Origin of the sequence: Kribbella sp. NPDC050459 (genome assembly GCF_040655315.1) — a bacterium.
Lineage (GTDB): Bacteria > Actinomycetota > Actinomycetes > Propionibacteriales > Kribbellaceae > Kribbella.
Window position 1 is genome coordinate 121,530 of sequence record NZ_JBFAJQ010000015.1, and the last position, 26,343, is coordinate 147,872.

Annotated in this window: 28 protein-coding genes; 9 read left to right on the top strand and 19 right to left on the bottom strand. The window is 69.0% G+C overall.

From position 1 onward, the window contains the following. The first annotated feature begins 79 nt into the window (after positions 1 to 79). From AB0I12_RS35520 to AB0I12_RS35530, 3 genes are all read left to right on the top strand, one after another. Positions 80 to 1,054: an LLM class flavin-dependent oxidoreductase gene (locus AB0I12_RS35520; protein ID WP_359938488.1), complete on the top strand. Its 975-nt coding sequence runs from the start codon at positions 80 to 82 to the stop codon at positions 1,052 to 1,054. A gap of 97 nt (positions 1,055 to 1,151) precedes the next feature. Beyond that, positions 1,152 to 2,234: a hypothetical protein gene (locus AB0I12_RS35525; protein ID WP_359938491.1), complete on the top strand. Its 1,083-nt coding sequence runs from the start codon at positions 1,152 to 1,154 to the stop codon at positions 2,232 to 2,234. 27 nt (positions 2,235 to 2,261) lie between these two features. Continuing rightward, positions 2,262 to 2,726 carry a hypothetical protein gene (locus tag AB0I12_RS35530; protein ID WP_359938494.1) on the top strand — a complete coding sequence of 155 codons (465 nt, stop codon included), beginning with the start codon at positions 2,262 to 2,264 and terminating at the stop codon, positions 2,724 to 2,726. A 10-nt stretch (positions 2,727 to 2,736) separates the two neighbouring features. Here AB0I12_RS35530 and AB0I12_RS35535 read toward each other — a convergent pair whose 3' ends face one another. From AB0I12_RS35535 to AB0I12_RS35580, 10 genes are all read right to left on the bottom strand, one after another. Beyond that, the gene (locus tag AB0I12_RS35535; protein WP_355696113.1) at positions 2,737 to 3,612 is read right to left on the bottom strand and encodes a carbohydrate ABC transporter permease; all 876 of its coding nucleotides are present in this window, start codon (positions 3,610 to 3,612) and stop codon (positions 2,737 to 2,739) included. After that, a complete protein-coding gene (locus AB0I12_RS35540) occupies positions 3,613 to 4,542 on the bottom strand; it encodes a sugar ABC transporter permease (protein WP_355696115.1) in 930 nt (309 codons plus the stop codon). It lies immediately after the preceding gene. Then, positions 4,539 to 5,783 carry an extracellular solute-binding protein gene (locus tag AB0I12_RS35545; protein ID WP_359938498.1) on the bottom strand — a complete coding sequence of 415 codons (1,245 nt, stop codon included), beginning with the start codon at positions 5,781 to 5,783 and terminating at the stop codon, positions 4,539 to 4,541. The genes AB0I12_RS35540 and AB0I12_RS35545 overlap by 4 nt, the downstream gene beginning before the upstream one ends. Positions 5,784 to 5,894: 111 nt before the next feature. Further along, on the bottom strand, positions 5,895 to 7,925 hold the full coding sequence (locus AB0I12_RS35550) for a hypothetical protein (protein WP_359938501.1): 2,031 nt from the start codon (positions 7,923 to 7,925) through the stop codon (positions 5,895 to 5,897). Positions 7,926 to 8,051: 126 nt separating this feature from the next. Next, positions 8,052 to 8,615, bottom strand: a complete 564-nt coding sequence (locus tag AB0I12_RS35555; RefSeq protein ID WP_359938504.1) for a hypothetical protein — start codon at positions 8,613 to 8,615, stop codon at positions 8,052 to 8,054. A gap of 5 nt (positions 8,616 to 8,620) precedes the next feature. Continuing rightward, positions 8,621 to 9,769, bottom strand: coding sequence for an L-histidine N(alpha)-methyltransferase (locus AB0I12_RS35560; protein ID WP_359938507.1), 1,149 nt, complete (start codon positions 9,767 to 9,769; stop codon positions 8,621 to 8,623). A gap of 57 nt (positions 9,770 to 9,826) precedes the next feature. Beyond that, positions 9,827 to 10,027, bottom strand: a complete 201-nt coding sequence (locus AB0I12_RS35565; protein WP_350278708.1) for a cold shock domain-containing protein — start codon at positions 10,025 to 10,027, stop codon at positions 9,827 to 9,829. A 27-nt stretch (positions 10,028 to 10,054) separates the two neighbouring features. After that, complete coding sequence (locus tag AB0I12_RS35570; protein WP_359938510.1) at positions 10,055 to 11,188, bottom strand: Cmx/CmrA family chloramphenicol efflux MFS transporter; 1,134 nt, start codon at positions 11,186 to 11,188, stop codon at positions 10,055 to 10,057. A 150-nt stretch (positions 11,189 to 11,338) separates the two neighbouring features. Continuing rightward, positions 11,339 to 11,530, bottom strand: coding sequence for a hypothetical protein (locus AB0I12_RS35575; RefSeq protein WP_355696124.1), 192 nt, complete (start codon positions 11,528 to 11,530; stop codon positions 11,339 to 11,341). Next, on the bottom strand, positions 11,527 to 12,834 hold the full coding sequence (locus tag AB0I12_RS35580) for a PspC domain-containing protein (RefSeq protein ID WP_359938513.1): 1,308 nt from the start codon (positions 12,832 to 12,834) through the stop codon (positions 11,527 to 11,529). The genes AB0I12_RS35575 and AB0I12_RS35580 overlap by 4 nt, the downstream gene beginning before the upstream one ends. 181 nt (positions 12,835 to 13,015) lie before the next feature. Here AB0I12_RS35580 and AB0I12_RS35585 point away from each other — a divergent pair, with 181 nt between their 5' ends. Both AB0I12_RS35585 and AB0I12_RS35590 read left to right on the top strand, forming a co-directional pair. Then, positions 13,016 to 14,521 carry a PspC domain-containing protein gene (locus tag AB0I12_RS35585; protein ID WP_359938516.1) on the top strand — a complete coding sequence of 502 codons (1,506 nt, stop codon included), beginning with the start codon at positions 13,016 to 13,018 and terminating at the stop codon, positions 14,519 to 14,521. After that, on the top strand, positions 14,518 to 15,159 hold the full coding sequence (locus AB0I12_RS35590; protein WP_359938519.1) for a response regulator transcription factor: 642 nt from the start codon (positions 14,518 to 14,520) through the stop codon (positions 15,157 to 15,159). Before AB0I12_RS35585 ends, AB0I12_RS35590 begins: the two co-directional genes overlap by 4 nt. Positions 15,160 to 15,453: 294 nt before the next feature. Here AB0I12_RS35590 and AB0I12_RS35595 read toward each other — a convergent pair whose 3' ends face one another. After that, on the bottom strand, positions 15,454 to 15,858 hold the full coding sequence (locus tag AB0I12_RS35595; protein ID WP_359938521.1) for an NUDIX domain-containing protein: 405 nt from the start codon (positions 15,856 to 15,858) through the stop codon (positions 15,454 to 15,456). A 263-nt stretch (positions 15,859 to 16,121) separates the two neighbouring features. Here AB0I12_RS35595 and AB0I12_RS35600 point away from each other — a divergent pair, with 263 nt between their 5' ends. Next, entirely contained in the window at positions 16,122 to 17,537 is a 1,416-nt protein-coding gene (locus tag AB0I12_RS35600; RefSeq protein WP_359938523.1) for an IS110 family transposase, read from the top strand. Between the two features lie 30 nt (positions 17,538 to 17,567). On the opposite strand, the gene AB0I12_RS35605 is transcribed toward AB0I12_RS35600, so the two are convergent. Together AB0I12_RS35605 and AB0I12_RS35610 are read right to left on the bottom strand one after the other, a co-directional pair. After that, positions 17,568 to 18,128, bottom strand: coding sequence for a GNAT family protein (locus AB0I12_RS35605; RefSeq protein WP_359938526.1), 561 nt, complete (start codon positions 18,126 to 18,128; stop codon positions 17,568 to 17,570). 168 nt (positions 18,129 to 18,296) lie between these two features. Beyond that, on the bottom strand, positions 18,297 to 19,010 hold the full coding sequence (locus tag AB0I12_RS35610) for a class I SAM-dependent methyltransferase (protein WP_359938748.1): 714 nt from the start codon (positions 19,008 to 19,010) through the stop codon (positions 18,297 to 18,299). Between the two features lie 69 nt (positions 19,011 to 19,079). Between AB0I12_RS35610 and AB0I12_RS35615 the strand changes: the two genes are divergently transcribed. Beyond that, entirely contained in the window at positions 19,080 to 19,568 is a 489-nt protein-coding gene (locus AB0I12_RS35615) for a GNAT family N-acetyltransferase (RefSeq protein WP_359938529.1), read from the top strand. A gap of 6 nt (positions 19,569 to 19,574) precedes the next feature. Here AB0I12_RS35615 and rpsR read toward each other — a convergent pair whose 3' ends face one another. Beyond that, positions 19,575 to 19,817, bottom strand: a complete 243-nt coding sequence (gene rpsR, locus AB0I12_RS35620) for a 30S ribosomal protein S18 (protein ID WP_355473940.1) — start codon at positions 19,815 to 19,817, stop codon at positions 19,575 to 19,577. A gap of 135 nt (positions 19,818 to 19,952) precedes the next feature. Here rpsR and AB0I12_RS35625 point away from each other — a divergent pair, with 135 nt between their 5' ends. Then, positions 19,953 to 21,275 (top strand): C1 family peptidase, encoded by a 1,323-nt coding sequence (locus AB0I12_RS35625; RefSeq protein WP_359938533.1) that lies wholly within the window; start codon positions 19,953 to 19,955, stop codon positions 21,273 to 21,275. A gap of 115 nt (positions 21,276 to 21,390) precedes the next feature. Here AB0I12_RS35625 and AB0I12_RS35630 read toward each other — a convergent pair whose 3' ends face one another. Beyond that, positions 21,391 to 22,119 (bottom strand): alpha/beta hydrolase, encoded by a 729-nt coding sequence (locus AB0I12_RS35630; RefSeq protein ID WP_359938536.1) that lies wholly within the window; start codon positions 22,117 to 22,119, stop codon positions 21,391 to 21,393. A 41-nt stretch (positions 22,120 to 22,160) separates the two neighbouring features. Continuing rightward, positions 22,161 to 22,886: a PIG-L deacetylase family protein gene (locus tag AB0I12_RS35635; RefSeq protein WP_359938539.1), complete on the bottom strand. Its 726-nt coding sequence runs from the start codon at positions 22,884 to 22,886 to the stop codon at positions 22,161 to 22,163. A 44-nt stretch (positions 22,887 to 22,930) separates the two neighbouring features. On the opposite strand from AB0I12_RS35635, the gene AB0I12_RS35640 reads away from it, so the two are divergent. Next, positions 22,931 to 24,001 (top strand): serine hydrolase domain-containing protein, encoded by a 1,071-nt coding sequence (locus tag AB0I12_RS35640; RefSeq protein ID WP_359938542.1) that lies wholly within the window; start codon positions 22,931 to 22,933, stop codon positions 23,999 to 24,001. Here AB0I12_RS35640 and AB0I12_RS35645 read toward each other — a convergent pair. The 3 genes from AB0I12_RS35645 to AB0I12_RS35655 form a co-directional block, all read right to left on the bottom strand. Then, complete coding sequence (locus AB0I12_RS35645; RefSeq protein WP_359938544.1) at positions 23,998 to 24,606, bottom strand: ATP-dependent Clp protease proteolytic subunit; 609 nt, start codon at positions 24,604 to 24,606, stop codon at positions 23,998 to 24,000. The genes AB0I12_RS35640 and AB0I12_RS35645 overlap by 4 nt on opposite strands. Beyond that, positions 24,603 to 25,199, bottom strand: a complete 597-nt coding sequence (locus AB0I12_RS35650; RefSeq protein ID WP_359938547.1) for an ATP-dependent Clp protease proteolytic subunit — start codon at positions 25,197 to 25,199, stop codon at positions 24,603 to 24,605. Before AB0I12_RS35650 ends, AB0I12_RS35645 begins: the two co-directional genes overlap by 4 nt. 203 nt (positions 25,200 to 25,402) lie before the next feature. Next, positions 25,403 to 26,275: a phospholipase gene (locus tag AB0I12_RS35655; protein WP_359938550.1), complete on the bottom strand. Its 873-nt coding sequence runs from the start codon at positions 26,273 to 26,275 to the stop codon at positions 25,403 to 25,405. Between the last annotated feature and the right edge of the window lie 68 nt (positions 26,276 to 26,343).

Genomic DNA, 26,343 nt, shown 5'->3' on the forward strand with positions numbered 1-26,343 from the left:
CGCAATCTGCGCGGAAAGCATTTACGGTCAAGACCGTAAATACCGTGAGCGCTCCCTGTCAACGGAAGGTGGCACCCCGATGCGGCTGGGTCTGTATCTGAACCTGTACGGCACCCCGGACGAGCGGCCGCAACTGGCCGACGCCGTCGAGCAGGCGCGACTGGCCGAGCAGGCCGGGTTCGAGTGGATCGTGCTCGGCGAGCGGCACCTGCATCGGCCCGGGTACCACGAGATCCTGACGTCGATGACCTGGCTGGCCGCGCACACGTCGCGGATCGGGATCGCGACCGCCGGCATCGTGGCGCCGTTGTACGACCCCGTCGTCCTCGCCGAGACGCTGGCGCACCTGGACGTCCTGTCGGGCGGTCGGCTGACGGCCGGTTTCGTGCTCGGGTACCGGCCGGAGGAGTTCGCGCTGTACGGCGTCACGCAGGCCGAGCGGGTCGCGCGGTTCGAGGAGTGCCTGGACATCGTCACCAGGCTGTGGACCGAGGACGAGGTCAGCTACGACGGCAAGTTCACGAGCATCAGCGAGGCCTACCTGTCGCCGCGCCCGGTGCAGAACCCGCGGCCGCGGCTGTGGAACGGCGGCCGGGTGTCCGCGGTGCTGGAACGGACCGCCCGGATGTGCGACGGCTGGACGACGTCCTTCAACGAGCTGGACGCGGACCTGCCCGGCAAGATCGCCGAATACCTGTCGTACCCGCGCGGCGAGGGCACGCTCGGCGCCGAGGTCATCCTCTGCCGGGAGGGATTCTGCGGGTCGACCTCGCAGGACGCCCGGCAGACGCTCGAGGAGCCGCTGCGCGACCTGTACGACGCCTACACGGGCTGGAAGCGCACCTCCACCGACGCGAGCCGCTACACCCAGGGCTGGGACGAGATCGCCGACCGCAGCGTGATCGGCTCGCCGGCCGAGTGCGCCGAGCGGCTGGCGCACTACGAGCAGATGGGGGCCGACGGCATCGTCCTGCGGATCCAGCCGCCGGGGATGCCGCAGCGGGACGTGCTGCGCTCGATCGAGGGGTTCGGAAATCTCATCGGTTCCAGGTGAGGCGTTACGCAGGGTGTAGGTCGTAACCTCTTGGTGACGGAGGTTGTCCCGCCACTGCCGGCGGGACACGGCTGACCGTCGACGGGAGGCGAGCGGGATGGCCGAGGTGGTCTTCTGGATTGTCGTCTTCCTGCGCTTCGCCGTACCGCTGCTGATCCCGCGCTGGCCGCTGCCCGCGGTGCTGGCCTCGCTGGTGCTGGACGCCGCCGACCAGACGATCTTCCAGGCGTTCGGGTACGACCCGCCGTTCTACCAGAGCTACGACAAGGCGATGGACGTGTTCTACCTGTCCATCGCCTACCTGGCGAGCCTGCGCAACTGGTCGAACCTGCATGCGGTCAAGGTCAGCCGCTTCCTGTTCTTCTACCGCCAGATCGGTGTGCTGCTGTTCGAGCTCACCGGCGTCCGGACGCTGCTGCTGATCTTCCCGAACACGTTCGAGTACTTCTTCATCGCCTACGAGGGGATCCGCGCGCGCCGGAACCCGCTGCGCTACAGCCTGCGGTTCTGGGTGCTGGTGGCCGCCGGGATCTGGATCTTCGTCAAGCTGCCGCAGGAGTACTGGATCCACGTCGCCGAACTCGACTTCACCGACACGGTCCGCGACGTCGCCTGGTTCGGGCCGGCCGTGGTGATCGGGCTGCTCGCCCTCGCCGCCGTGGTCTGGTTCGTGGTGCGGCCACGGCTGCGGCCGCCGGACTGGCGGCTGCGGCTGACGGCCGATCCGCTGCCGGCCGCGATCGACGAGGCCGGCGAGCGGGCTGCGTTCCGGGCCGAGCACGGCAGGGTCTTCGGCTGGTCGGCGGTGGAGAAGATCTTCCTGATCGGCATCATCAGCGTGATCTACGGCCGGGTGCTGCCGGGCGTCGACGTCAGCGACTTCCAGCTCTTCCTCGGGATCGCGTTCTTCGTCGTGATCAACTCCGCGATCGGCCTGTGGGCCGCCCGGCGCGGCTACGGGTGGGACTCGGCCGCGATCTCGTTCGCCGTGGTCTTCGGGCTGAACGTGCTGATCGTGTTCGTCGAGGACCTGCTGCTGAGCCGCCGGGGCGACGGCCTGTCGCTCGGCGACACGTTCTTCTTCATCTTCCTGTTCAGCATCCTGACGGTGCTCTACGACCGGTACCACCCGGTCAACGAGTACCGCACCGCCGCCGCGAAGAACGAGGTCACGCCCTAGACCGCACACCGAACCGAGGAGCTCACGATGTCAGACGGCGACACCCCCGGGACGCACCGGCGCCCGGGCGAGGTCGAGGTGCCCGAGTGGCCGAGCCGATGGGTCGGCTGGATCCTCTTCGCCGGCGTGATGATGATCGTGCTCGGGATCCTGCACGCCTTCCAGGGCTTCATCGCGATCTTCCACGACGACTACTTCCTGGTCCGCACCACCCGGCTGGCGATCGAGCTCGACTACGACTCCTGGGGCCTGATCCACCTGATCCTCGGCCTGGTCGTGGTCGTGTCCGGCATCGCACTGCTCAACGGCCGGCTGTGGGGACGGATCGTCGGCGTGATCCTGTCGGTGCTCAGCATCGTGGTGAACGCCGCGTTCCTGGCGGCGTACCCGATCTGGTCCACGATCCTGATCGCCGTCGACATCCTGGTCATCTGGGCCCTCACCGTCCACGGCGACGAAATGCACAAGATGCTCGAGGCCCGCGACGGCTAGGCCCTGGGGATCAAGCCTTCAGGCCGGACATGGCGATCGAGTCGGTGAGGTAGCGCTGGAGGAGGCCGAAGACCAGCAGGCTGGGGACGACCGTGATGGTCGCGCCGGCCATCAGCTGGTTGATCGGGACGGCCTGGCCCTGGAGGGTGGCGAGGCCGACGGTGAGGGTCTGCATCTTGCCGGACTGGCCGATCACGAGCGGCCAGAGGAAGTCGTTCCAGTGCCAGAGGAAGACGAAGATGCCGAGCGTGGCCAGCACCGGGCGGACCAGCGGGAGCACGATCATGGTGAAGATCCGCCATTCGGGGGCGCCGTCGATCTCGGCGGCCTCGAAGAGCTCGTCGGGGAGCTGCAGGATGAACTGCCGCATCAGGAACACGGCTTGCGAGTTCGCCAGCGTGGGCACGATCAGGCCCCAGTAGCTGTCCACCCAGTCGAGCTTCGCGACCAGGATGTACGACGGGATCAGCGTCGCCTGGAACGGGACCATCAGCGTGGCGAGGAACGCCCAGAACATGATCTCCCGGCCGGGGAACTTCTTCTTCGCGAACGCGTACCCGGCCATCGCGGCGAACAGCAGCACCAGCGCCACCGACACCAGCGAGTAAAGCAGCGAGTTCACCGTCCAGCGCGGGATGTCCGAGCTGGACAGCACCTTGGAGAAGTTCTCCAGCGTGAAGTTCGCCGGGTTCAGCGCGTCCGGGAACGTCTGCCCGCTGGGCGGCGCGAACGCGACCAGCACCATCGCCGCGAACGGTACGACGGTGACGATCGCGGTCAGCGTCAGCAGCGTCGGCAGCGTCAGCCGGGCCGCGGTCCCACGCCGGGCCGCCGCCGGCGGCTCCGCGACCGGGCGGACCGGCGGGCGGTCGAGTACCTGGGCCATCTAGTCGTCCCTCCCGACGAGCCGGCGCTGTACGAGCGAGACGATCAGCACGATCAGGAACAGCACCAGGCCGATCGCGCTGGCGTAGCCGAAGTCGAAGTACTTGAACCCGCTGTCGTACAGGAAGTACACGAGCGAGTAGCTGGAGCGCACCGGGCCGCCGCCGGTCATCACGTACATCGCGTCGAAGACCTGGAACGCGCCGATGGTCTCGATCACCAGCACGAAGAACAGCACCGGCCGCAGCTGCGGCAGCGTCACGTACCGGAACCGCTGCCAGGTCCCCGCGCCGTCGATCATCGCGGCCTCGAGGTACGACTTCGGCACCGCCTGCAGGCCCGCGAGCAGGATCAGCATCGAGTACCCGAAGCCCTTCCAGGCCGAGGTGAGGGCGATCGAGGGCAGCACGGTGTTCGACTGGCTGAGGAAGTCGATCGGGCCGATCGAGACCAGCCCGAGGACGGCGTTCAGCAGCCCGTCCTGCGCGTCGTAGATCCACTTCCAGATCACCGCGGCCAGCACGATGCTGGTCACGTACGGCAGGAAGAACACGCCGCGGAAGAAGCCACGCCGCCACACCACCTGGTGCAGCAGTACGGCGGTGCCGAGCGACAGCAGGACCGTCAGCGGGACGAAGATCACCGTGTAGGTGATCGTCACCAGCAGGGCCTCGTGGAACACCTTGTCCGAGAGCAGGCGGGTGTAGTTGTCGAGCGCGATGAAGTCCCACTTCCCGCTGATCCGGTAGTCGGTCAGCGAGAGGAAGAACGCCCCGATCGCCGGCAGGAACCGGAACAACAAGAACAAGACCAGCATGGGCAGGACGAACACGAAGCCCACCCACGGGCGTTTGAGCGTGCCGCGCCGGGCCGGGCCGGCGACGGGTCCCGCCCGACCCGCCGCCGTGTCCGGCTGCCGTGCTTCGGTCAACGCTGCCTCGAGAGCAGGTCGTTGGCCTGCTTGGCCGCGTCGTCCAGGGCCTGCTGGGGCTGCTTCTTGCCGGTCAGCACGGCCTGGATCTCGGTGCTCAGGAACGACATCACCTGCCGCGCCGACGGGTTCGGCTCACCCGGTACGGCGTACTGCAGCGCGTCGCGGAACTTCGCCGCGTTCGGGTCGGTCGACTCGGACTTGGCGTCGCTGCGCGGCGAGTAGAACCCGGACGCCTTGCTGAGCGCGTCCAGCTGCGCGGACTGCATCATGAACGACAGGAACTTCTTCGCGCCGTCGACGTTCTCCGAGGCCGCGTTCAGGACCAGACCGCCGGGGAGACCGAAGCCGACCTGCTTCTTGCCGGTCAGCGGCGCCCCGAGCTCGACGTTCGCGGCGCCCCAGGTCGGCGTCACCGTGGCGACGTCGGCCGGCACGCTGGTCATCGCCATCGCGACCTGCCCCTTGCCGAACGGCGAGTCGGCGACCACGTTGCCCGCGGTGAGCGCGGTCTTCGGGATCGCGCCCTGGTCCCACAGGCTCTTCAGGAAGGTCAGCGCCTCCAGACCCGGGGCCTGGTTGAACGCGACGCTCTTGCCGTCGTCGGCGAAGACCTTCCCACCGGCCTGCCACAGCAGCGGGTAGAAGTTCAGGTTCAGCGTCGCCTCCGGCGAGGCCGAGTAGTCCAGCGTGGAGAACCCGGCCGCCTTGAGCTTCGGCGCGGCGGCCTTGATCTCGTCCCAGGTCGCCGGCGGCTTGCTGATGCCGGCCTTGGTCAGGACGGTCTTGTTGTACATCGTCGTGGTGACCGTGTGGTAGATCGGGGCGCCGTACACCTTGCCCTCGACCGTCAGGCCGGGGATCGCGGCCGGCAGGAACTTGTCCTTCTCCGGCGCGACCACGTCGTCGACCGGCTCCAGCGAGCCGCTCTTCACGTACTGCGGGATCTGGTCCGGGATCATCAGCAGGACGTCCGGGCCCTTCCCGCCGGAGAACGCGGCCGCGACCTTCTCCTCGCGGCCCTTCCACGGCTGGTTCTCCAGCTTCAGGTCGACACCGGAGTTGGCCGCCTCGAAGTCGGTCTCGACCTTCTTCCAGTACGCGTCGCTGGCCGCCTGGTCGGCGATCACCGGGTACATCCAGAGCGTGACGCTCTTCTTCGAGTCCGAGGAGCCCGAGTCGCCTCCGCCGCAGGAACTGAGCGCGGCGGCGAGCACGAGCGCCGTGAGTGGTGCCGCCATGCGGCGGACGGTGGATCTCATCGCACCCCCAGGGTGTCCGGAAGTCAGGGCCGGAAGTAGTGAAACCGAATAACGGTCAGGACCGAAAGTAGCCGGGGTGAATTTCGGCTGTCAACGGCTGATATCAATCCGGAACAGCTCGGAGCCGCTCGTCATCAGCAGTTGGTGGTCTCCGCGGACGCCGAGCCGCCGGTGCGCGTGCTGCACGAACACCGTCGGGACCGAGTTCTTCCCCGGCGCGATCCGGTAGATCTTGTTCAGGTCGATGCTCACGTAGACGGCCTCCGAGGTCGCGACGATGTCGCCGCTGGAGGTCGTCGTTCCGAGCGTGAAGGACTTCTTCAGCTTGCCGCTGTCCGGGGCCAGCGCGAAGACGGTCTTCCCGGCCACGCCCCACAGCAGCCCGTCCGGGCCCATCGTGACCGCCGAGACCGTCGCGGCCTTCGCCACCGGTACGACCTCCCAGAGCTTCTTCTTGCCGGCCACGTCCCACGCGAACACTGTGCCCGCTTCGCGGGTCGGCGGGGTGGTCGTCAGGCCGCCGGCGATCGACGTTCCGCCGTACACGATGCCGCAGTGCGCGGTGAGACCGAAGACGGATTCGTCCTGGACGACGTTGCGGTACTTCTCCGCGGTGTTCGTCGCCGGGTCGTAGATCACCAGCGCCCCGCCGAGCCGGTCGCCGTCGGGGATCGTGCCGACCGCGATCTTGCCGTTCACCTCGGTCAGCGCGCGGGCCCGGGTCTGGAACAGGTCGGGCTTCAGGTTGAGGAGTTGCTTCGGGTTGTCCGGCGTACCGGGCGGGCCGGGGGAGTACTCCGGGCTGCTCCAGGGCTTCGTGGTGTCGTAGGAGTAGAGGCGGGCCTCCGGATAGGCGCCGACCCAGACGGTGCCGTCGGACCCCTCCATCAGGGCCTCGACCTGGGAGAACCGGTTGAACTTCGCCTCGCCGGTGGTCGGGTTGACCACCGAGACGCCGCCGTTGAGGAATCCGCCGGCGTAGATGTCGTCCTTGCCGCCCGCCACGGACAGGATCTCGATCGGCTCCCGCCGCACCTTGGTGGTGAAGATCTCGGACTTGCCGGTCTGCGGGTTGTACCGGAACTCCTCGCCGCGCCACAGGGTGCCGACGACGCTGGTGCCCGGGTAGTCGGGCAGGCCCAGGTCGGCGTACCCGATCGACCGCGCGTTCTGGATCCGGCCGGTGAAGGTCAGGCCGGTGCCGGTCAGCGTCTTGGTGGCCGGGTCGTACTTCTTCAGTTCGCTGCTCTGGATGAGGTACAGCGAGCCGTTCGCGCCGATCGGAGAGATGTCCAGACCGTGCGCGTTCGGGATCTCGTCCACCCAGGTCCGCGAAGCGATGTCCCAGACGTACAGCGGGCCGGGGAACGCGGTGCTGATCCGCGCGTACACGCGCCCGCCGCGCGCGTTCAGGTCGTACACGACCTTGTCGGAGGGGTCGCCGAGGCCGGGCGGCGACGGCAGTTCGGTGATCGCTCCGGTGGTCGCGTCGACCTCCATGATGTGCGCGTCGGGCATCGTGCCGGCGTACACCTTGCCGCCGGCGTAGTCGATGCTCTTGACGTACGTCTGGCCGGCCAGGACCGTGCCGTAGTCGCGGACGGCGCCGGTCTTGTCGTCGTACCGGAACACCTTCCCGTGCGGGAACGTCCCGCCGTACACGTTGCCCTGGTCGTCGGTGGTGATCCGCCAGATGAACGTCTCGGTGGCGATCGGCCGGCCGAGGTCCTCGACGGCGCCGCCCGGGCGCAGCCGGTACAGGTGGCCGTTGTTGTAGGTGCCGACGTAGATCGTGCCGTCCGGCGTCGCGGCGACCGCGTAACTGCCGTCCGCGCCGGGCAGCGCCGCCGAGAGCAGGCTGTCGCCGGTGGCCGGGTCGACGGCGTTCAGGTACGCCGGACTTCCGGTGGACACGTTCCAGATCGCGGCCTTGCCGTTCGGGCCGGGTGCGACGGTGCCCCCGATCAGGAGTACGTCGGACAGCGGCGTGCCGAGCGACACCACCGTGCCGGTCGGCGGTCCGGGCGGCCCGGCGGGCGCCGCGCCGGCAGGTGGCGCCGAGGGAGCCGTGAAGAGCAGAGCGGCGAGTGCCGGTGCGAGAAGGGAGCGGACTGATCGCATGCGATTGCCTCCGGGGGCCTATTTACGGTCCTGTCCGAAAGTGAAGCTCTCACGGCGTGGCCAAGTCAACGGCTCGGGAGAATTTGCCACTACTGACAGCAACCGGTCCGGTTACGGCCCCTGCCGTTAAAGTCCGGGCAGCGCGCCGAGCAGCTTCTCGAGCTTCTCGCGGGTGGCCGCGAAGTAGCTGTTCTCGCGGTGCAGCGCGCGGTGGAACGCGGCCAGTTCGGCCGCCGAGATGGTGTTCGAGAACGTGCTGATCTCGGTCAGGTCGAGCCGCCGGTTGAACAGGTGCACGGTGTCCCGCCACCGGTGCAGTTGCCCGACGAGCTCGGCGTCGCGGCGCAGGCCGAGGGCTCCGGACACCAGCGCGAGATCGACCGCGGACACCACGAGCCGCGGGTACACCTGCCGGGCGGTCGGGGCGTCGGGCGAGAACCGGTCGTCGTTCAGCAGCCGGGTGTTCTCGTGCAGCTCGTCAGCGACGGACCGCAGCACCTCGGTACGGCGTTCCGCCTCGGCGGTCAGCCGCTCGACGAAGATGCCGGTCAGGCCGGCCACCAGCGTGAGCGAGTTGACGGCCGGCTCCCAGCGCGAGTTCTCCGGCCAGAAGAACCAGATGACGCCGAGCACGAACGCCAGAGCGAGCAGGCCGTACGTCACGACGCTGACGACGGCCCGCCGGTTCATCCGGCTCACGTGGCCCAGATGTCGTCGGCGAGGCTGCGCGCGCCCTCGCCGGCTGCCTCCGGGGCGAGCAGCAGTAGCTCCAGGCCGAACGGGTTCGGACGGCGGGTGTACCGGAACTGGGACTGGATCGCCTCGACCGGCGTCAGCTTGCAGGCCTCGGTGAGCCGCTTCAGCCGGGTCGTGGAGTACTTGCGGGTGGTGTAGAGCCGGATCGTGTCACCGATCGGCAGCACCACCTCGGTGTGGTCCGGCAGCTCCATCCGGACCTCGTCGCCGGTGTCGTTCTGCCAGAGGATCTTCACCAGCAGGGCGTCGTCGTCCTCGACCTCGCCGACGAACTTGACCAGCTCGTTGTTGATCTTGAGGTCGGTGTTGTACCGCAGCGCGCTGGTGACGAACTCCGCGAACGCGCGGGTCTGGTGGTACTCGTCCGCGGCCGCGTCGGCGGTCTCCTGGTCCAGGCGCGTCGTACTGGCCACCTCGAGCAGCAGCCTGTCCTGCGCGCGCAGCCCTTGGGTCAGAGTGCCGAGCAGTTCCTCGTCGCTGTCGAAGTTGGCCAGCGTGTTGCCGGTCAGCGTGAACAGGATCGGCTCGTCACCGACCAGCCGGGCGAGCATCTCGGCCAGCTCTTCCATGTTGTCCGCGATCGAGAAGTCCAGCTGCACCGGCAGCAGCTGGGCGACCGGGAACCGGGCGTCGCGCACCGGTTGGGTCCCCATCCGGAGCATCTCGGAGCTCATGTCGACCGGGATGTAGTACATGTTCCGGTTCTGCCGGCGCAGGTCGCTGACGATGGTGCGGTCCTTGACGCCGGTGCCGACGCCGAGGCTGACGACGTGGAAGCCGCCGTTCTCGACGTGCGGCCGGACCTTGCGCCAGTGCCGCTGGAACGACTCCGCGCCGGCCTTCATGACCAGGTAGAACGGGTCGTTCGTCGCGTTCGCCCAGGCGATCGTGGGGCCGATCCCCCAGTAGGAGAAGCCGGAGGTGATCTGCTTGCCGTCGCCGGTCGTCGAGAACGGCCCGCGCAGGTCGCCGGTCAGCGTCGCGAGCTTGTCCGTCTGGTCCTCACCGGTCAGCACCAGCGACCAGGCGAAGTCGTCGTCGGCCAGCGCATGCTCGAGCTTCCGGATCACGGGTACCGGCTCTGTCACGTCTCACCCCTCACACGATGAGACGTCAGGCTACCGGTTCGCGACGGTGCGTGCCGGTCAGATCGGAGTGACCGCGTCGGCCTCCCGGCCCTTCGGCCCGTCGACGATCTGGAACTCGACGTGCTGGCCGTCCTCGAGGGTCTTGTACCCGTCGGAGACGATCTTGCTCCAGTGCACGAACACGTCGTCCTGCCCGTCGACGGCCAGAAAGCCGTAGCCCTTGTCGGCGTTGAACCACTTCACGGTGCCGCGCACCATCGGAACTCCTTGACCACGGGACCCGCTTCACCCGGGCCCCTCGCGATCCACAAGCTTAATGGAGCCGCCTGCGACCAGCGCGACGCCCACGAGCGCCGCGCTGACCCAGAGCGGTCCGCGGAACCCGGCCGCTTCGATGGCCGGCCCGCCGAGCAGCGGTCCGGCGGCGGCGCCGACGTTCAGCGCGGCGGTGGCCAGTCCACCGGTCAGCACGGGCGTCGCGCTCCCGGCGTACAGGCTGTAGGCGATCAGTGTCGACCCGACTGCGAAGGACAACCCGCCCTGGAGCAGCACGAGCAGCACGGTCGGTACGACGGACGCCGCGGTGAGCGCGAACGTGCACCACCCGACGAGCAAGATGCCGCCGGCAACCAGTACGAGCCGGTCGTTGCGCCGGTCGGCGTACCGGCCCGCGACCGTCACGCCCGCGAACGAGCCGAGGCCGAAGAGCGCGAGCATCAGCGGCACCCAGCCGACGCCCAGCCCGGTGACCTCGGTGAGCACCGGGGAGAGGTACGTGAACGAGCAGAACGTCGCGCCGTTGACGAGGGCCCCGAGCAACAACAGGACGGCGAGCCGGGGCCTGATGTGGAACCGGCCGACCGTGGCCGGACCGGCGCCCCGCGAAGGGACCGAGCGGAGGATCCCGAGCAGCGCCGGGAGCGAGATGATCGCGACCGCCCAGAACGCGGACCGCCAGCCGAGGTACTGGCCGAGCACGGCGCCGGCCGGTACGCCGACGATGCACGCGAGCGTCGTACCGCCGAGCAGGACGGAGGTGGCACGGCCCTTCGCGTCCGGAACGAGACTCGCGGCGGTGGCGAGCGCGATCGCCAGGAAGCCGGCGTTGGCGAGGGCCGCGAGGACCCGCGTGACCAGCAGCACCGTGAAGTCGGATGTGAGCGCGCCGGCTCCGTGAACGGCGAGGAAGACGGTCAGCGTCACGAGCAGGGTCCGCCGGCGTGGCCAGCGGGCGCCGAGGACGGCGATCGCCGGGGCGCCGACGATCATGCCGAGCGCGAATGCGGACGTCAGCCAGCCGGCGGCGGGGATGGAGACGCCCAGGTCGCGGGCGATGTCCGGGCCGAGCCCGGAGAGCATGAATTCGGACGTTGCCTGGGCGAAAACGGCCAGGCCGAGCAGATACAGCACGAAAGGCATGGAGAGGCTCCGTAACCAGTGGAGGACGGCATGAGTCGTCTCCGGCGGTTCCGGTGGGTCACACGGAACGGCCGGTGGTTACGGTCTGTCCGCCTCCGGGCTGGTCACGCCATGGAGCCTAGACAAGCGCAGACACCTACGTCCACCGAGTTAGACGCGACGCGACGCGGCCAGGCCGAGGAGTCCGGCGGTGACCAGCAGCAGGGCGCTGGTGACGCCGAGGTCATCGGTCTGCAGGACGCCGTTGTCGGTGAGCATCCAGATCGTGGCAGCGCCGCTCAGCACCGTGCCGGCCACCACACCCGGCACGTCCGGCCTGGTCTTGCGGGGTTGCTGGCTCATCCGCGCTCCACCTTGATACTGCCCAGCCTGAGGTCCAGGTCCAGGGTGACCTGCGACGGACCGGCCTTGCCGTCCGCGCCGAGGTCGTTGAGCTTCAGTTCGGCATTATGGCCGCCCTGGTGCTGGTCGAGGAAGGCGACGTCTCCCATCTCGGTCGACAGCGCGCCCTGCACGTCGACGTCGGCCGGCAGCTTCACGATCACCTCGCCGACGCCACCGTGTACGTCGACCTTGGCGCCCGGGCCGAACTTGGCCTGAGTCAGGTCCAGCTTCACCGACCCGGCGTCGAACTGGTAGCTGGTGCCGGTCGCGGTGATCGTCTGGCTGGCCGGCGCCACGTAGTTGGTGTCGGCGAAATTCTTCGGCACATCCGGGAACACGGTGCTCGCGATGGCGCCCGCAGCCAGCAGGATGCCGAGCGGCAGCAGCGCCAGCGTGCGGCCGACGAATCCGCCGAGCAGCATGCCGCCGCCGAGCGTGGCCAGGCCGATGATCAGCATGGTCGCCGTGGACGCGCCCGCCAGCGCGGCGATGCCGATCGCGATACCGGTCAGGACGACGATGATCGACTTGACCCCGCGCATGCCCTTCGCGGGCGGCTCGGCGGGCTTGCGCGCGGCCGGCGCGGCGGCCGGCTCGTCGACGTACAGGCCGAGAGGGTCGTCCTCGGTCCACACAGCCTGGACCGGTTCGACGGTGCGGTCCTGGGGTCGCTGTGTGGCCGAGGACGACGGGCCCGCCGGGGGAGCTGACGGGCCGGTCTGCGGAGGCACGTACGCCGTGGTCGGCTGCGGCCCGGCGTACGGCGACGACGCCGGGGACGCCGGGGACGCCGGCGGGACCGTGTCCTGCGGGCGCTGTGCCTGCTTGTTGCTGTTGCTCTTGCGCTGCTTCGCGATCAGCCAGATGACTCCGAGCACGATCAGCGGGCCGGGCACGAACCGGCCGAAGTCGAACGACGACATCATCGCGATCGCGATGAACACGCAGGCCCCGACCGCCACCGGCCAGAACCACGGGTGGTCGGTCCGGATCCGGTCGCCGAGCACGCCCTGGGCGGCCGAGCGGTCACTGCCCTCGTCGGGCATCAGCACCCAGGCGGCGATGTAGAAGATCACGCCCGGGCCGCTGATGATCAGCACGGCCATCACGACGCGGACCAGAACGGGGTCGATGTTCAGCGCACGGCCGATGCCGCCGCAGACCCCCGCGACCCAGCGGTCCGACCTGCTGCGCCGCCAGCTCTGGGGGTTCTGCAGGCGGTCGCGGTCGAACCCGGCGGGTCCACTCTGGTTCTGCTCCATGCCATCGATACTCACACCGGAGTGCGCCGTGGACATCGGGGATGCACCCTGACCACTCCCGGAGAGGCGGGATTTGGGGGTTCTCCCCGAGTCGACCCTGAGCGCGGAGGGTAGCGGCTGAGGAGGCGGCCGGGGACAAGCCTGCTGGTGTCGGGCCTGTCCACATGTGACGATCGTGGTGATGAGCCAGCCAGCAGCCGCGCCGCCGGGCGGGACCTCCAGCAACGGGGGCCAGCCCGAGCCTACGCCTGGGCAGACCCAGGACCAGTGGCGCTACAAGGGCTGGGGGCCGCAGGGCCCGGCAGGGCAGTACCAGGGCCCGTACGCCGCTTACGCCGCCCGGATGGGTGCGCAGGCGGGCTCGGGACCCGGTCAGTCGTACCTTCCACCAGGGCAGCCGGCCTCCGCCCGGCAGCCGACGGACGCTCCGCGGCGGGCGTACCGCCGTACGGAAGGACGCGTCGTCGCCGGTGTGGCCGGTGGCATCGCCGACCACCTCGGCGTGTCGGACACCGTCGTACGGCTGGTGCTGATCGCGACCACGGTGTCCGGCGGCTTCGGCATCCTGATCTACGCGGCGTTGTGGTTCTTGATGCCGCTGGCCCCGGAGACGGTACCGGCCGCGCCCGGCCTGGCCGCGCACACGCGGAGCGGGCTGCGCTCCGACGAGCCTGCGCCGCCGGTCGCCGAGGCGAAGCAACGGAAACGGGAGAAGAGCCGCGGGCAGCTGCCCGCGCTGGTCGCCATCGGCGCCGGGCTGCTGATCCTGTTGCAAGTCGCCGGGCTCGGGATCGCCGGAAAGCTGTTCTGGCCGTTGGTGTTCGCCGCGACCGGTCTGGCGCTGATCTGGCGGCAGGCCGACGAGAGCCAGAAGGACAAATGGGCGCGCGACGTCCGGGTCCCGATCCTCGGGCTGGTGCTCGGCAAGGGCGGCTGGAAGTCGCTCGTCCGGATCGGCGTCGGGCTGGTCCTGATCGGCACCGCGGTCACCCTGTTCCTGGTGCAGAACGGCCGGCTCTCGATGGTCGGCGACGTCCTGATCGCGCTGCTGCTCGCCGTGGTCGGGATCGGCGTCATCGCCGGGCCGTGGGTGCACCGGCTGACCCGCGACCTGAACTCCGAGCGCGCCGAGCGGGTCCGCTCGCAGGAACGTGCCGACATGGCCGCGCACCTGCACGACTCGGTCCTGCAGACGCTCGCGCTGATCCAGAAGCAGGCCGACGACCCGAAGGCCGTGGCCCGGCTGGCGCGCTCCCAGGAGCGCGAGCTGCGGTCCTGGCTGTACGACGAGGAGCACGACGCCGACCAGACGATCGCCGGTGCCGCGAAACAGGCGGCCGCCGAGGTCGAGGACTCGCACGGCGTACCGATCGAGGTCGTGACGGTCGGCGACTGCGACCTGACCGAACCGCTCGCCTCGATGGTCCGGGCCGCGCGCGAGTCGATGGTGAACGCCGCCAAGCACTCGGGGGCTGCGAAGATCGACGTGTTCGTCGAGGTGGACGGCGACCGGGTGGAGATGTTCGTCCGCGACCGCGGCAAGGGATTCGACGTCGACGAGGTCCCCGACGACCGGCTCGGCTTGCGGCACAGTGTGATGGGCAGAATGGAACGGCACGGCGGCCGCGCGACGGTGCGGTCCGATCCGGAGACAGGGACCGAAGTGCGACTGGAGATGGACAGATGAGCAGCAGGCGGGTAGTCGTCGTCGACGATCACGACATGTTCCGGGCCGGGGTACGCAGCGAGATCGGCTCCTCGGTCGACATCGTCGGGGAGGGCTCCGACGTCGACACCGCCGTGAAGGCGATCGTCGGCACCGAACCGGACGTCGTCCTGCTCGACGTCCACCTCCCGGGCGGCGGCGGTACCGAGGTGATGAAGCAGGTGCACCAGCGGCACCCCGACATCAAGTTCCTGGCGCTGTCGGTGTCCGACGCCGCCGAGGACGTCATCGGCGTGATCCGCGCCGGCGCCCGCGGGTACGTCACCAAGAACATCTCCGGCACCGAGCTGGTGGACGCGATCAACCGCGTCGCCGAGGGTGACGCGGTGTTCTCCCCGCGCCTGGCCGGCTTCGTCCTGGACGCCTTCTCCGGCGCCATCGACATCGCGTCGGTCGACGAGGACCTGGACCGGTTGTCGCAGCGCGAGCGTGAGGTCCTGCGGTTGATCGCGCGCGGGTACGCGTACAAGGAAGTCGCCCGCGAACTCTTCATCTCCGTGAAGACCGTCGAAACCCACGTCTCCTCGGTCCTCCGCAAACTCCAACTCTCCAACCGCCACGAACTAACCCGCTGGGCCACCGACCGCCGCCTGGTCTAACTCGACCCACGCGCGCGGCTGCTGGTTCTACGTGAGTTGGACGGGTGTAGTCGACCCCACGCGGCGCGACGCGCGGCTCCTTCGTCGCCGTGCTATGCGCCGCTCCCACCCACCCCGCGCTGGCGCGCGTGTGCGCGCTACCGCGCGATTCCGGCTGCCGCCGGGGCGACTGCGGCTGGGGTATCGCCGGGTTGGTCTGCCTGAGCTGGTTGGGGGAGTCGGCTCACCCCGGCGCGATCCCACCTGAGGGAGGCGTGCTGCCCTGACGTGACGATGGTCGGACGGTCGGCGAGGCTAACCGGCTGCGACCTGGACGGCGTTCAGAATGTCTTGCAGGGCTTCTGGGTGGGCCAGCTTGAGGTTTGCGAGGTCGTTCGGGCGGAACCAGCGGAGGTCGTCGTGCTCTCCGGGCTCGGTGATGACCGGTTCCCCGTCCCAGTGCGTGACGAGGAAGCCGCGCAGGTCGAGGACCGGGTCGTGGACGGTCATCGGGACGGGCAGCGGGTCGTGGATCTCGACGCCGACTTCCTCGAGACACTCCCGACGGACCGCCTGGTCAGGTGATTCGCCTAGTTCGACATGTCCGCCGACAAAGCCCCAGCAGTCCGGATACGCCTGACGCAGTGGGTGTCGATGAGCCAAGAGCACGAGGCCGTCGCGCACAAGGACAGCGGTAGCGATCTGAATCCGGGCGACCATGGCGACACGCTAGGCGCGACCACCGACATTTAGGTTAGGTGTGTGCCCCGCGGGCGGCCGGACCACCGACGGGAACGCTTGGCGATTCCTTGATTCTGAGTGGTCGCTCGTGGGGCCGGTCTGTGTTCGGCCGGTGTCCCTGTTCGGGAACTTGGAGCCGCTCGTCGTGGGTGGACTTCTGCTTGTGGAATGTCTGGGCTGTGCCGTCGTCGAACCGGGCCAGTGACCGTTGGTGGCTGTGCTGGTTGATGGAAGGGATGTTCGTGGAGCTGACGTTGGGGATCGATCTGGCGTGCCGGGCCGCGCATCAGGCGTCGCTGGTTCGTGCGGACGGGACATATGTGTGGACGGGGAGGAAGTTCTTCACCCGGCCCGGCGACCTGGAGCGGCTGTGGGATGCCCTGGGGCTGGCCGAGGGGGACTCGGTGACGGTGGTGATGGAACCCACCCGCAACGCGTGGGTGCCGGTAGCGTCGTGGTTGCGGCGCCGGGGCGCGAAGATCGTGATGGTGCCGACCACGCAGTCGGCGGATCTGCGGGCGTATTACTCCAAGCACACCAAGAACGATCACCTGAACTCCAAGCTGCTCGCGCGGTTGCCGTTGCTGCACCCCGAAGGGCTGCGCGCACATACCGGTGACGGGCCGGGCGATCCGTTGCGCCGGGTCGTGAAGGTCCGGTCCTCGATCGTGAAGCGCCGTACTGCGGTGTTCCAGCACCTCGACGCCCAGCTCGAGCTGCTCGGCCCGGCCTGGTACGAGGCGCTCGGCTCGAACTACGGCAAGGCCGCGCTGGCGGTGCTGGCCCGCTACGCCGACCCGCACGCGCTGCTCCGGCTCGGGCAGGCCCGGCTGACCCGGTTCCTGATCCGACACTCCCGCGGCGCCTGGCGCGACGACCACGCCCGGGCACTGCTCACCGCCGCGAAACAGTCCCTGCAGCTATGGGGCACCGACCCCGAGACCGGGCTCGACGGGCTCGACTTCGCCGAACTGGCCGCCGACATCGCGGCCGAGGCCGAACAGGCCCAGGTGCTGACCGAGCAGATCGAAGACCTCGACGAACGCTGCGCGAACCTCTACGCCGAGGCCGACCCCACCGGTCTCATCGCCTCCGCGCCCGGTGTCGGGCCGGTCACGTCCGCGATCATCGCCGGCCGGATCGGCGACCCGCACCGGTTCACCTCGCTGGCCGCCATCCGCGCCTACTCCGGACTTGTCCCGAAGGTCGCCCAATCCGGCCTCAGCGAGCATCACCACGGGCTGACCAAGGCCGGCGACCCGCTCCTGCGCGAGGCCCTGTTCACCGCCGCGGACGCCGCCCGCAAGACCGATCCCCAACTCGCCGCGAAATACGCCCGGCTCATGGCCACCGAACGGCACCACGACTCCGCGATCTGCCACATCGCCACCACCCTGCTCACCCGGATCGCGACCTGCTGGCGCACCGGCCAGCACTACGCCCTGCGCGACACCGACGGCCGCGCCATCACTGCTGAAGAAGGCCGCCACATCGTCCGCGAGCACCACAAGATCGACCCCAAAACCCGCGACAAAGCCGCACACACCCGCATGTCCCAGCGCCGCAAAGCAAGGACGGGCCGGGAGTCACAGGAGTCGCCAAGCGCTCCAACATCCCGGCCCGCCACCACCAGCATAGAAGCTACCCACGTGCCTTGACTTCCCTTAGGAACTCAAATCGAGGAGACCTCAGTGGGAAGTGTCAGGTGTCCATTCGCGGCGCAGAAGGCCGTAGACCCAGGAGTCGGAGACGTCCCCGTTCACTATGCAGTCTTCGCGTAGCGTCCCCTCGCGGACGAAGCCGAGCTTCTCGAGGACTCGGGCGGATCCGATGTTGCGAGTGTCCGCCTCGGCCTGGACGCGGTTCAGGTCCAGCGCGTCGAAGGCCCACCCCAGCACAGCGCGAGCGGCCTCTGTCGCGTAGCCATGGCCCCACGACGCCTCGGTGAAGCAGTAGCCGAGCGACGCGCTGCGGAAGTCCGGGTTCCACTGGCTCAGGCTGCACCAGCCGAGGAACTCTCCGTCGGACGCACGATCGATGGCCACGCGAGCGCCCGTACCCTCCTCCGCCATCGTCCGGCACGCCGCGAGGAACCGCGCAGCGCGGCTCCGCTCACTCCACGGCGGCGAGTCCCAGTACCGCAGTACAAACGCATTGCTGTGCAGCGCGAACAGCGCGTCCGCGTCCGCGTCGCCGAAAGGACGCAATCGCAGGCGATCAGTGGTCAACGTCGGCGTGGCCAGCGTCATCGTTCCTCCAAGCTCGGTCGCAGATCAACCAAGCACCTGAACCCCTCCGTCCGCAACGAGTTTCCACCCCGGCAGCTCCGCTGGCGCGGGCGGTGACCGTTGCCCTCGCCAACAAATTACAGGCTGGGACGGGGCGGAGCTTGAACATCAGGATGCCAAGGTACTTGTTCATCCACGCCTGCTTGTGCGGGTAGCGGCGTCCTCGGACAGTTGAGGCTCGATCGCGGTCTCGATCCACAGTCCGGCCGCACTGAACACGTTGATCAGATCGGAGACGGTGTATCGACGCTTGGTCAGGGCGATCTGCTCGTTCCAGCCGGTGCGGTAGGAGAACGGAGCGGTGGAGAAGTACTCCTCGCCCAAGGACGTGCCGTTCCGGTCGGCCCGTTCGACGGCGTATCTGAGCGGTTGCGTCTTGGTCAGCAGGACGAATCCGTCGTCGGTCAGCAGCGTGCGGGCTGCCCGCAGGGTGCGGACCGGATCCTTCGCGTAGCCGAAGGACTGCAGGAACAGGATCCGGTCGAAGCGGCGGCCGGCGAGCCCGGGCACGGAATCGAGCTCGGACAGATCGCCTCGGACAAACTCCGCGCCAGGCGGTGGGGCGCCGAGGAAGTTGCCGCTGATGTCGACGCCTACGGAGGCGGTCGCCCCGTCTCGAACCAGCTCCGCGAGTTTGCCGCCGTTGCCGCAGCCGACATCGAGGACCGACCGCCCGGTGACATCACCCAGGAGATCTCGCTGTGCGGGCCACTCGACAAGCCGGTCCAGCGAATCCTCTTTGGCTCGGGCTTGCTCGTAGTCCGGAGCGAGTTCGAGCCACGCGAGGCTCGGATCCTCGGAACCGTGAGAACTCGTCGCCGCCTGCGGGTCGTCATCCGGCATCGCCACGACGAAAACCCTAGCTGTCTAATTCGTTGGTGCCGGTCGGTGGTGAGCTGGCAGGGTGCCGGAATGGCTGAGGTTGTCGTGCCGCTGACTGTTCGCGATCTGACCGAAGCCGACCTGCCCGACTGTGGCTGGTACGGGTCGGCGACGGGGCTCGCGTCCGTGGCTGAGGCGATTCGGCGGGCAGGTCGCGGTGAGGTCGACTACCTGGCGGTCTGTCCGCCTTCTGGTCTGCCGGTCGCGGTCGGTGGCGTGGACTACACGAAACCGCCCGGGGCGGCCACCATCTGGCAGCTGTCGGTGCAGGCCGAGCTGCGCTCGTGCGGGATCGGCTCGGTCCTGATCGGGGCGTTGGAGCAGCGTGCGCGAGACCGCGGACTTGACTGGGTTGAGCTGGGCGTGGACGACAACAGATCGCGGCCGCAGGCCCTGTACGAGCGGTTGGGGTACGTCGTGAGCGGCAGCGAACCTGGCGCCTGGGACGAGGAGGCCGCGGACGGATCCGTCAGCCGCTACGAAACACGCATCACCCTGCTACGCAAGCAACTGACCTAGCTGGGTTTACCGGCCGGAGGACGTGTACGGGAGGAGGGCCATTTCGCGGGCGTTCTTGATGGCTCGGGCGATTTGTTTTTGTTGCTGGACGGTGAGGCCGGTGACGCGGCGGGAGCGGATTTTGCCGCGGTCGGAGATGAACTTGCGGAGGAGGGCGGTGTCCTTGTAGTCGATGTAGGTGATGCCGTCGCGGTCCAGCGGGTTCTGCTTCGGCTTGCGCTTACCGGTCGGGGCCGGGCGTCGGGGCATGACGCCTCCTCTGTTGAATGTGGTTTTCAACTAGCGTAGCGCAAGGGTTCGGCGGTGGCGCGTTTCGGCCAGGGCATGGATTCGCCACTCCGTTCCGGCGGTCCGGGCTTGGTGGCTGTTATACCGTCGACTGTTATGGAGCGGAATCTCACAGCCGATCAGCTCGCGCTCTTCGAGAAGGAGTTCGCGTCGAACCCGCAGTACCGGGTGATGCAGAACGCCGTCACGCAGACGCCGGTCAACAGCATCGCCCTGGATCGCCAGATCGTCACCTCGATGGACCATTCGGTGTCCCATCTGCTGGACGACTGGAAGGTCACCAATCAGAAGAAGAGCGGCCGCTGCTGGCTGTTCGCCGGGCTGAACCTGCTCCGCGCCGGCGCGGCCGAGAAGCTCGGGGTCAAGGACTTCGAGTTCTCCCAGAACTACCTGCTGTTCTGGGACAAGTTCGAGCGCTCGAACTTCTTCCTCGAGGCGATGATCGACACCGCGGACCGCGACGCCGACGACCGGACCGTCGCGCACCTGCTGTCCGACCCGATCGGTGACGGCGGCCAGTGGAACATGTTCGTCGCGCTGGTCCGCAAGCACGGCCTGGTGCCGAAGACCGCGATGCCGGAGACCGAGAGCTCGTCCGCGACCGCGCAGCTGAACGACACCCTCCGCAAGCTGCTCCGCCAGGGCGCGCGCGACCTGCGGGCGCTGGAGGGCGACGAGGCCCGTCGCGACCGCAAGCGGGAGATCCTGACCGCCGTGCACCGGGTGCTGAGCATCCACCTCGGGACGCCGCCGCAGAAGTTCCTGTGGCAGTGGAAGGACAGCGACAAGGGCTTCCACCGCGACGGCTGGACCACACCGACCGAGTTCGCGGCGGCGTACGTGCAGCTGCCCGTCGACGAGTACGTCTGCCTCGTGCACGACCCGCGCCCGAGCAGCCCGGTCGGCCGGACGTTCACGGTGGACTACCTCGGCAACGTCATCGACGCCCCGCCGGTGGTGTACCTGAACGTCGAGATCGACCTGATCAAGCAGCTCACCAAGGACGCGATCGTCGGCGGCGAGCCGGTCTGGTTCGGCTGCGACGTCGGCAAGCAGATGAACGCCGACCTCGGCTTCTGGGACGCCAAGCTGTACGACTACGGCGCGGTGTACGACACCGACTTCACGCTGGACAAGGCCGAGCGGCTGGTGCACCACGAGACGCTGATGACGCACGCGATGCTGTTCACCGGCGTCGACGTGGTGGACGGTGAGCCGCGCCGCTGGCGGGTCGAGAACAGCTGGGGTGACGAGAAGGCCGACAGCGGGTTCTGGACGATGAACGACTCGTGGTTCGGCGAGCACGTGTTCGAGGTCGCCGTCCGTCGGTCCGCGCTGCCGGCCGAGCTGCAGGCCCGCCTCGACGACGAGCCGATCGTGCTCCCCGCCTGGGACCCGATGGGCGCCCTGGCCGACTGACAACGCAGTGTTCCCGAAGGACCCCGGCCGATGGTCGGGGTCCTTCGGCGTTTCAGTACCCCTCGGCCGAGCCGACGACCGTGCGCCCGATCGCGGCCGCGGCAGGCCGGGTTGCTCACTCGGTGATCAGGGCGAGGGCCTCGGCGGGGCGTTCCAGGGTTGGGAGGTGGCCGGCCCAGGGGAGGTGGAGGCGTTGCGCGTTCGGCAGGCGGTCGGCCAGATACTCAGCGCTGTCGGTGAAGAACTTGAAGTCGTCGGCGCCGGTGACCAGTCGCACCGGTGCGGTGATCTTCTCGGGCTCGACCGGCCATTCCTCGTTGTCCACGTCACCGGCCGCGAGCTGTACGTCGTACGCGCGCTTCTGCATGACCCGGAGCAGTTCACGGGCCTCGTCGTCCGCCTCCGGGCCGATCCACCGGCGCACTGTGAGTTCGGTCGCACCGTCGACGTCGCCCGCCTCCAGCAGCGCGTTCTCCTCGCCCCACAACGCCCGCAGCTCGTCGTCCGGCTGCACGTTGTCGGTCGGCGCGCAGAGCAGCACCAGCCGCGAGAACAGCTCCGGCCGACGGCTCGCCACCTGCTGTACCACGTACCCGCCGTACGACGCGCCGACCGCCGTCACGTCCTTCGCGCCGAGCTCCTCGAGCAGCGCAAGCACGTCGCCGGCGTCGGAGTACGTCGGGGCGAGCGGCGTCTCGCCGTACCCGCGCAGGTCGAGCGTGATCACCCTGTTGCTGCTCTTCAGTTCGTCCACCTGCCGGGCCCACATCCGCGAGTCGGCCACTCCGGCGTGCACCAGCAACAGATCCGGGCCGTCCCCGGTCACCGCATGAGAAATCGTCATGGCTGAACCTTCCAGGCCCCAGCCGTCGCCAGGCAAACTGATTAGACCCGGACGACGGTGAAGGCCTCGGCGTAGTGGTTGGCCGGGAAGCCGGCCGCTGCGGCGACGGCCGCGAAGTTGGTGCGGATGCCGGCCCGGAGACCGTCGGGGTCGCGGTGCTGGCTGGTGTGCGACATCAGCGCCGCGATCTTCTGGTCGAACGTGTCGGTGATGTCGACGTAGTGGTTCGCGACCGGGTGGTCCATCATCCACAGCTCGCCGACGTCCCACGCCTCCTCGGCCAGGTCCGGGTACGCGTACGGGTTCCCGGCCGCGGGATAGAACGCGCGGACCGCCGCCTCGGCCGCGGCCAGGTGGTCCGGGTGGGAGACCTGCAGCCGGTGCCACGAGCGCTCCGGCGACTGGGTGAGCAGCCGTTGCGGGCGCACCGTGCGGATCACCCGGCTGATGTCGCGGACCAGTTGCGGGGTCGGCTCGACGGAACCGTCCTGGTAGCCGAGGAAGTGCAGGTCGCGGACGCCGACGTGCTGCGCGGCGGCGGTCTGCTCGGCCCGTCGTACGGCGGGGATCCCGGCACGGTCCCGATCCGGCTCGAAGCCGCCGGCCTGACCGTCGGTGACGACGCAGTACTGGACCTCGATGCCGGCCTTGGTCCACAGCGCGACCGTGCCGGCGCCGCCGAAATCGATGTCGTCGGGATGCGCGACGACGACCAGCACGCGCTCGATCTCGCTGTCCGGCCGCGGGTCCGCCTGAGGCACTGTCACCTTCCAGACCCTAGCTGTTTGCCTGGGTGGGCACAGTGGAATTCATGGAGTTCGGTGGTACGTGCGACCCGCGGGACGCCGGCCTCGACCCCGGCCGGCTCGCGGAGGCGGTCGCGCTGATCGAGGCCCGGGGCGCGGTCGCGCAGCTGTGCGTCGTCCGGGACGGCAGGACGGTGGTCGATCGCTCCTTCGGGTGTTCACCGAACGCGTTGTTCTGGCTCTTCTCCGCGAGCAAGCCGTACGTCGCGGTCGTCATCCATCAGCTCGTCGAGTCCCGGCGGCTGCACCTCGACGACGCGGTCGCGGCGTACTGGCCGGAGTTCGGGCACAACGGCAAGCGGGAGATCACCGTTCGCCACGTGCTGCGGCATCGCTCGGGCCTGTCCAACGCGGGCTCGTACGTCGGTGAGGTCCGCGCGATGACGGACTGGAACCGCTCGCTGCGGCGGATCGAGGAGACCGCGCCGCGGTGGCCGATCGGGACCGTCGCGTACAGCCCGCTGGCGTTCGGGTTCGTCCTCGCCGAGGTCGCGCGGCGCTGCAGCGGGACGCCGATCGACGAGTTGGTCCGGCACAACGTGCTCGAACCGCTCGGCGTCGAGGACACGTACCTCGGCCTGCCCGCCGAGCTCTGGGGCCGGCACGTGCCGATCCGCGCGACCGGTCCGCTCGGGCCGTTCATCCAGTCCGTCGTGAACCGGCGCAGCACGCGTGAGGCCGTCGTACCGGCGGCCGGGATGTCGACGACCGCGCGGGACCTGGCCGCGTTCTATCAGGCGTTGCTGGAGGGCCGTCTGCTGCGGCCCGACTCGCTCGCGATCGCGGTCGAGCCCAGCAGCGAAGGCGAGTACGACCCGGTGGCGCGGGCGCCGGTGCGGTGGTCCCAGGGGTTCCAGCTCGGCGGGCCGCGGTGGATGGAGGGCACGGTGTCGTCGCTCGGGTCACTCAGCAGCCCGCGGGCGTTCGGCCACAACGGCAGCAACTGCTGCATCGGCTGGGCCGACCCGGATCGCCGGATCACGTACGCATACCTGACCAACCGGGTCGGCCGCCCACAGCCGGACCTCCTCCACCACGCGGCCGTCGCCGACAAGGTCCTCCAAGCCGCCGGCTAGCTGAAGACGGGGAGCGGCACCCGACCCGTGATCACCTGGTCGACGATGCCGTACTCCTTGGCGCCCTCCGCGGTCAGCACGTGGTCGCGATCCGTGTCGTGCCGCAACTGCTCGACGGTCTGCCCGGTGTGCCGCGCGAGGATCTCCTCGACCTGGCCGCGGACCCGCACCACCTCGTCGGCCTGCAGGATCAGGTCCGGGATGGTGCCCCGACCACTGGCCGCCGGCTGGTGCAGGACGATCCGGGCGTGCGGCAGTACGGCGCGGCTGCCCGGAGTGCCCGCCGCCAGCAGGACCGCGCCCGCGGAGATCGCCTGCCCGACGCAGAACGTCGAGATCGGCGACTGGATGTACTGCATCGTGTCGTAGATCGCGAGCATCGCGGTCATGTCGCCGCCCTCGCAGTTGATGAAGATCTTGATCTCTTGCTCGGGCTTGTCCGCTTCCAGATGCAGCAGTTGCGCGATCAGTGCGTTCGCGACGCCGGCGTCGATCGCCGTGCCGATGTAGATGATGCGCTCGGCGAGCAAATGGGAGTAGACGTCCATGATGCGCTCGCCGCGGGGGTGCTGGGCGATCACGTTCGGAATCGTGTAGGTGCTCATGCAGCTGCCTTCTTTCGGGGCATGACCTGGTCGAAGGAGTCGACGATGTGGTCGATGAAGCCGTACTCGAGGGCCTCGTCCGCGCTGTACCAGTGGTCGTGCAGTGAGTCCTCGTGCACGGTCGCGAACGGCTGGCCGGTGTCGTCGGCGATCAGCCGGAGCACGGTGTCGCGGATGTGCCGCAGATCGTTGGCCTGGATCTCGATCTCGACCGCGGACCCGCCGATCCCGGCGGAGCCCTGGTGCATCAGGACCCGCGCGTGCCGCAGCGCGAAACGCTTGCCCGGCGTGCCGGCCGACAGCAGGAACTGCCCGGCGCTGCAGGCCAGCCCGATCGCCAGCGTCGACACGTCGCACGGCACCAGCCGCATCACGTCCCGGATCGCCAGCATCGACGGCACCGAACCGCCGGGCGAGTGGATCCACAACGCGATGTCGGTGTCCGGGTCCTCGGCCGCCAGCGACATGATCTGGCTGGCGAGCAGGGTCCCGTTGTCGTCGTCGAGCACGCCGTCCAGGACGACGATCCGCTGCCCGAACAAGCGTTGCCGGGCGGCCTCGTTGAACATCGGCGGTTTCATGTCTTCTGCCATGTGTTCATGGTTGTCGCAGACGCCGGGCGCATCCCAGCTTTTCTGCTGACGGCAAGTCTGCCCAGAGCAAAGCCGGCGGTACGGCAATCTCCTGCGGGTGAATCTGACTGAGGACCTGACCGAGCAGGAACGGGCGCTGCTGGAACTGACGGCGACCCGGGCAGCGCCGCGCCGGTCGTCCTGCACCTCACCCGGCAGCTGTCCTAGAGAACGGCCGCCAACCGATCTGCGAAGTCGGCCGGGAACGCGTGCCCGAGCCCCGGGATCGGCTCGATGGTGAACCCCTTCAGCTGATCGGCCGAGCCCTCGACCGTCGCCAGCAGATCGTCCTCGGCACCGATCCAAATCGTTGCTGGAGACAACGGCATCCCGCCCGCCGGCAACTCCCGCAACGCGGGAGCCATCGCAAGCACACCAGCAACAGGAACCGGCCGCCCGGTCAACGCCCAATCAACAGCAGCCCGCCCACCGGCCGAGAACCCAGCCGCAACCACCGGCAAGCCTGCCGTCGCCTGCGCTTCGGTGAGCGCCGCCGCGATGTCTGCCGCGGCCTGGTCGCGGTCGGGCCAGGTGCGGTACATCGGGGACATGCGGCGTGACGACTGGACGCAGACGAGTGCGTAGCCGTGCTCCAGCACTCCACCCCAGTCCCGCCGAGCATGGCTCGCCGTCTGCCCGGCCCCGTGCAACGCCACCACCACCCCCACCGCCGCCTGATCCGGCAGATCGATCACCGGGCGAGCCGGATCGTCGGTCACGCGGGCCTCGGACACCCTGACCAGTTCCTGGAACTCGGGGCGGTCCTGCAACCCGGCCAGGTCGTCGTCCTCGGTGAGGATGGTGGACCGCCACCACCCACCCGCCGCACTCGCCTCGCGGAGGACCTGCAGAGCCCCGTCGGCATCGCCGGACACGCCGAGCAGGCACGCCTTCACGTGGGCCAGTTCGGCGGCCCACGCCTCCAGGCCGTCGCTCTCCGCGTCCACCAGGTCCGCGGCCGCGCGGTACTGCCGGTCGTAGTACAGGACCTCGACCCGGTCCACCAGGTCGTCGTACCGCAGTTCGGAGGCATCCATGAGGCCGATCCTGGCAGCTCCGGACGCGCGGTTCGAACCGGTTTTCGGTAACTGTCGGCGGGAGCGCC

What these genes read in the sequence shown, in the direction of transcription:
- AB0I12_RS35585 (WP_359938516.1), top strand. Translation starts at nt 13,016, where the DNA reads ATGAGCCAGCCAGCAGCCGCGCCGCCGGGCGGGACCTCCAGCAACGGG.
- AB0I12_RS35640 (WP_359938542.1), top strand. Translation starts at nt 22,931, where the DNA reads ATGGAGTTCGGTGGTACGTGCGACCCGCGGGACGCCGGCCTCGACCCC.
- AB0I12_RS35525 (WP_359938491.1), top strand. Translation starts at nt 1,152, where the DNA reads ATGGCCGAGGTGGTCTTCTGGATTGTCGTCTTCCTGCGCTTCGCCGTA.
- AB0I12_RS35625 (WP_359938533.1), top strand. Translation starts at nt 19,953, where the DNA reads ATGGAGCGGAATCTCACAGCCGATCAGCTCGCGCTCTTCGAGAAGGAG.
- AB0I12_RS35615 (WP_359938529.1), top strand. Translation starts at nt 19,080, where the DNA reads ATGGCTGAGGTTGTCGTGCCGCTGACTGTTCGCGATCTGACCGAAGCC.
- AB0I12_RS35645 (WP_359938544.1), bottom strand. Translation starts at nt 24,606, where the DNA reads ATGAGCACCTACACGATTCCGAACGTGATCGCCCAGCACCCCCGCGGC.
- AB0I12_RS35580 (WP_359938513.1), bottom strand. Translation starts at nt 12,834, where the DNA reads ATGGAGCAGAACCAGAGTGGACCCGCCGGGTTCGACCGCGACCGCCTG.
- AB0I12_RS35605 (WP_359938526.1), bottom strand. Translation starts at nt 18,128, where the DNA reads ATGACGCTGGCCACGCCGACGTTGACCACTGATCGCCTGCGATTGCGT.
- AB0I12_RS35575 (WP_355696124.1), bottom strand. Translation starts at nt 11,530, where the DNA reads ATGAGCCAGCAACCCCGCAAGACCAGGCCGGACGTGCCGGGTGTGGTG.
- AB0I12_RS35570 (WP_359938510.1), bottom strand. Translation starts at nt 11,188, where the DNA reads ATGCCTTTCGTGCTGTATCTGCTCGGCCTGGCCGTTTTCGCCCAGGCA.
- AB0I12_RS35530 (WP_359938494.1), top strand. Translation starts at nt 2,262, where the DNA reads ATGTCAGACGGCGACACCCCCGGGACGCACCGGCGCCCGGGCGAGGTC.
- AB0I12_RS35595 (WP_359938521.1), bottom strand. Translation starts at nt 15,858, where the DNA reads ATGGTCGCCCGGATTCAGATCGCTACCGCTGTCCTTGTGCGCGACGGC.
- AB0I12_RS35545 (WP_359938498.1), bottom strand. Translation starts at nt 5,783, where the DNA reads ATGGCGGCACCACTCACGGCGCTCGTGCTCGCCGCCGCGCTCAGTTCC.
- AB0I12_RS35550 (WP_359938501.1), bottom strand. Translation starts at nt 7,925, where the DNA reads ATGCGATCAGTCCGCTCCCTTCTCGCACCGGCACTCGCCGCTCTGCTC.
- AB0I12_RS35630 (WP_359938536.1), bottom strand. Translation starts at nt 22,119, where the DNA reads ATGACGATTTCTCATGCGGTGACCGGGGACGGCCCGGATCTGTTGCTG.
- AB0I12_RS35650 (WP_359938547.1), bottom strand. Translation starts at nt 25,199, where the DNA reads ATGGCAGAAGACATGAAACCGCCGATGTTCAACGAGGCCGCCCGGCAA.
- AB0I12_RS35590 (WP_359938519.1), top strand. Translation starts at nt 14,518, where the DNA reads ATGAGCAGCAGGCGGGTAGTCGTCGTCGACGATCACGACATGTTCCGG.
- AB0I12_RS35565 (WP_350278708.1), bottom strand. Translation starts at nt 10,027, where the DNA reads ATGGTGCGCGGCACCGTGAAGTGGTTCAACGCCGACAAGGGCTACGGC.
- AB0I12_RS35610 (WP_359938748.1), bottom strand. Translation starts at nt 19,010, where the DNA reads ATGCCGGATGACGACCCGCAGGCGGCGACGAGTTCTCACGGTTCCGAG.
- AB0I12_RS35555 (WP_359938504.1), bottom strand. Translation starts at nt 8,615, where the DNA reads ATGAACCGGCGGGCCGTCGTCAGCGTCGTGACGTACGGCCTGCTCGCT.
- AB0I12_RS35535 (WP_355696113.1), bottom strand. Translation starts at nt 3,612, where the DNA reads ATGGCCCAGGTACTCGACCGCCCGCCGGTCCGCCCGGTCGCGGAGCCG.
- AB0I12_RS35520 (WP_359938488.1), top strand. Translation starts at nt 80, where the DNA reads ATGCGGCTGGGTCTGTATCTGAACCTGTACGGCACCCCGGACGAGCGG.
- rpsR (WP_355473940.1), bottom strand. Translation starts at nt 19,817, where the DNA reads ATGCCCCGACGCCCGGCCCCGACCGGTAAGCGCAAGCCGAAGCAGAAC.
- AB0I12_RS35655 (WP_359938550.1), bottom strand. Translation starts at nt 26,275, where the DNA reads ATGGATGCCTCCGAACTGCGGTACGACGACCTGGTGGACCGGGTCGAG.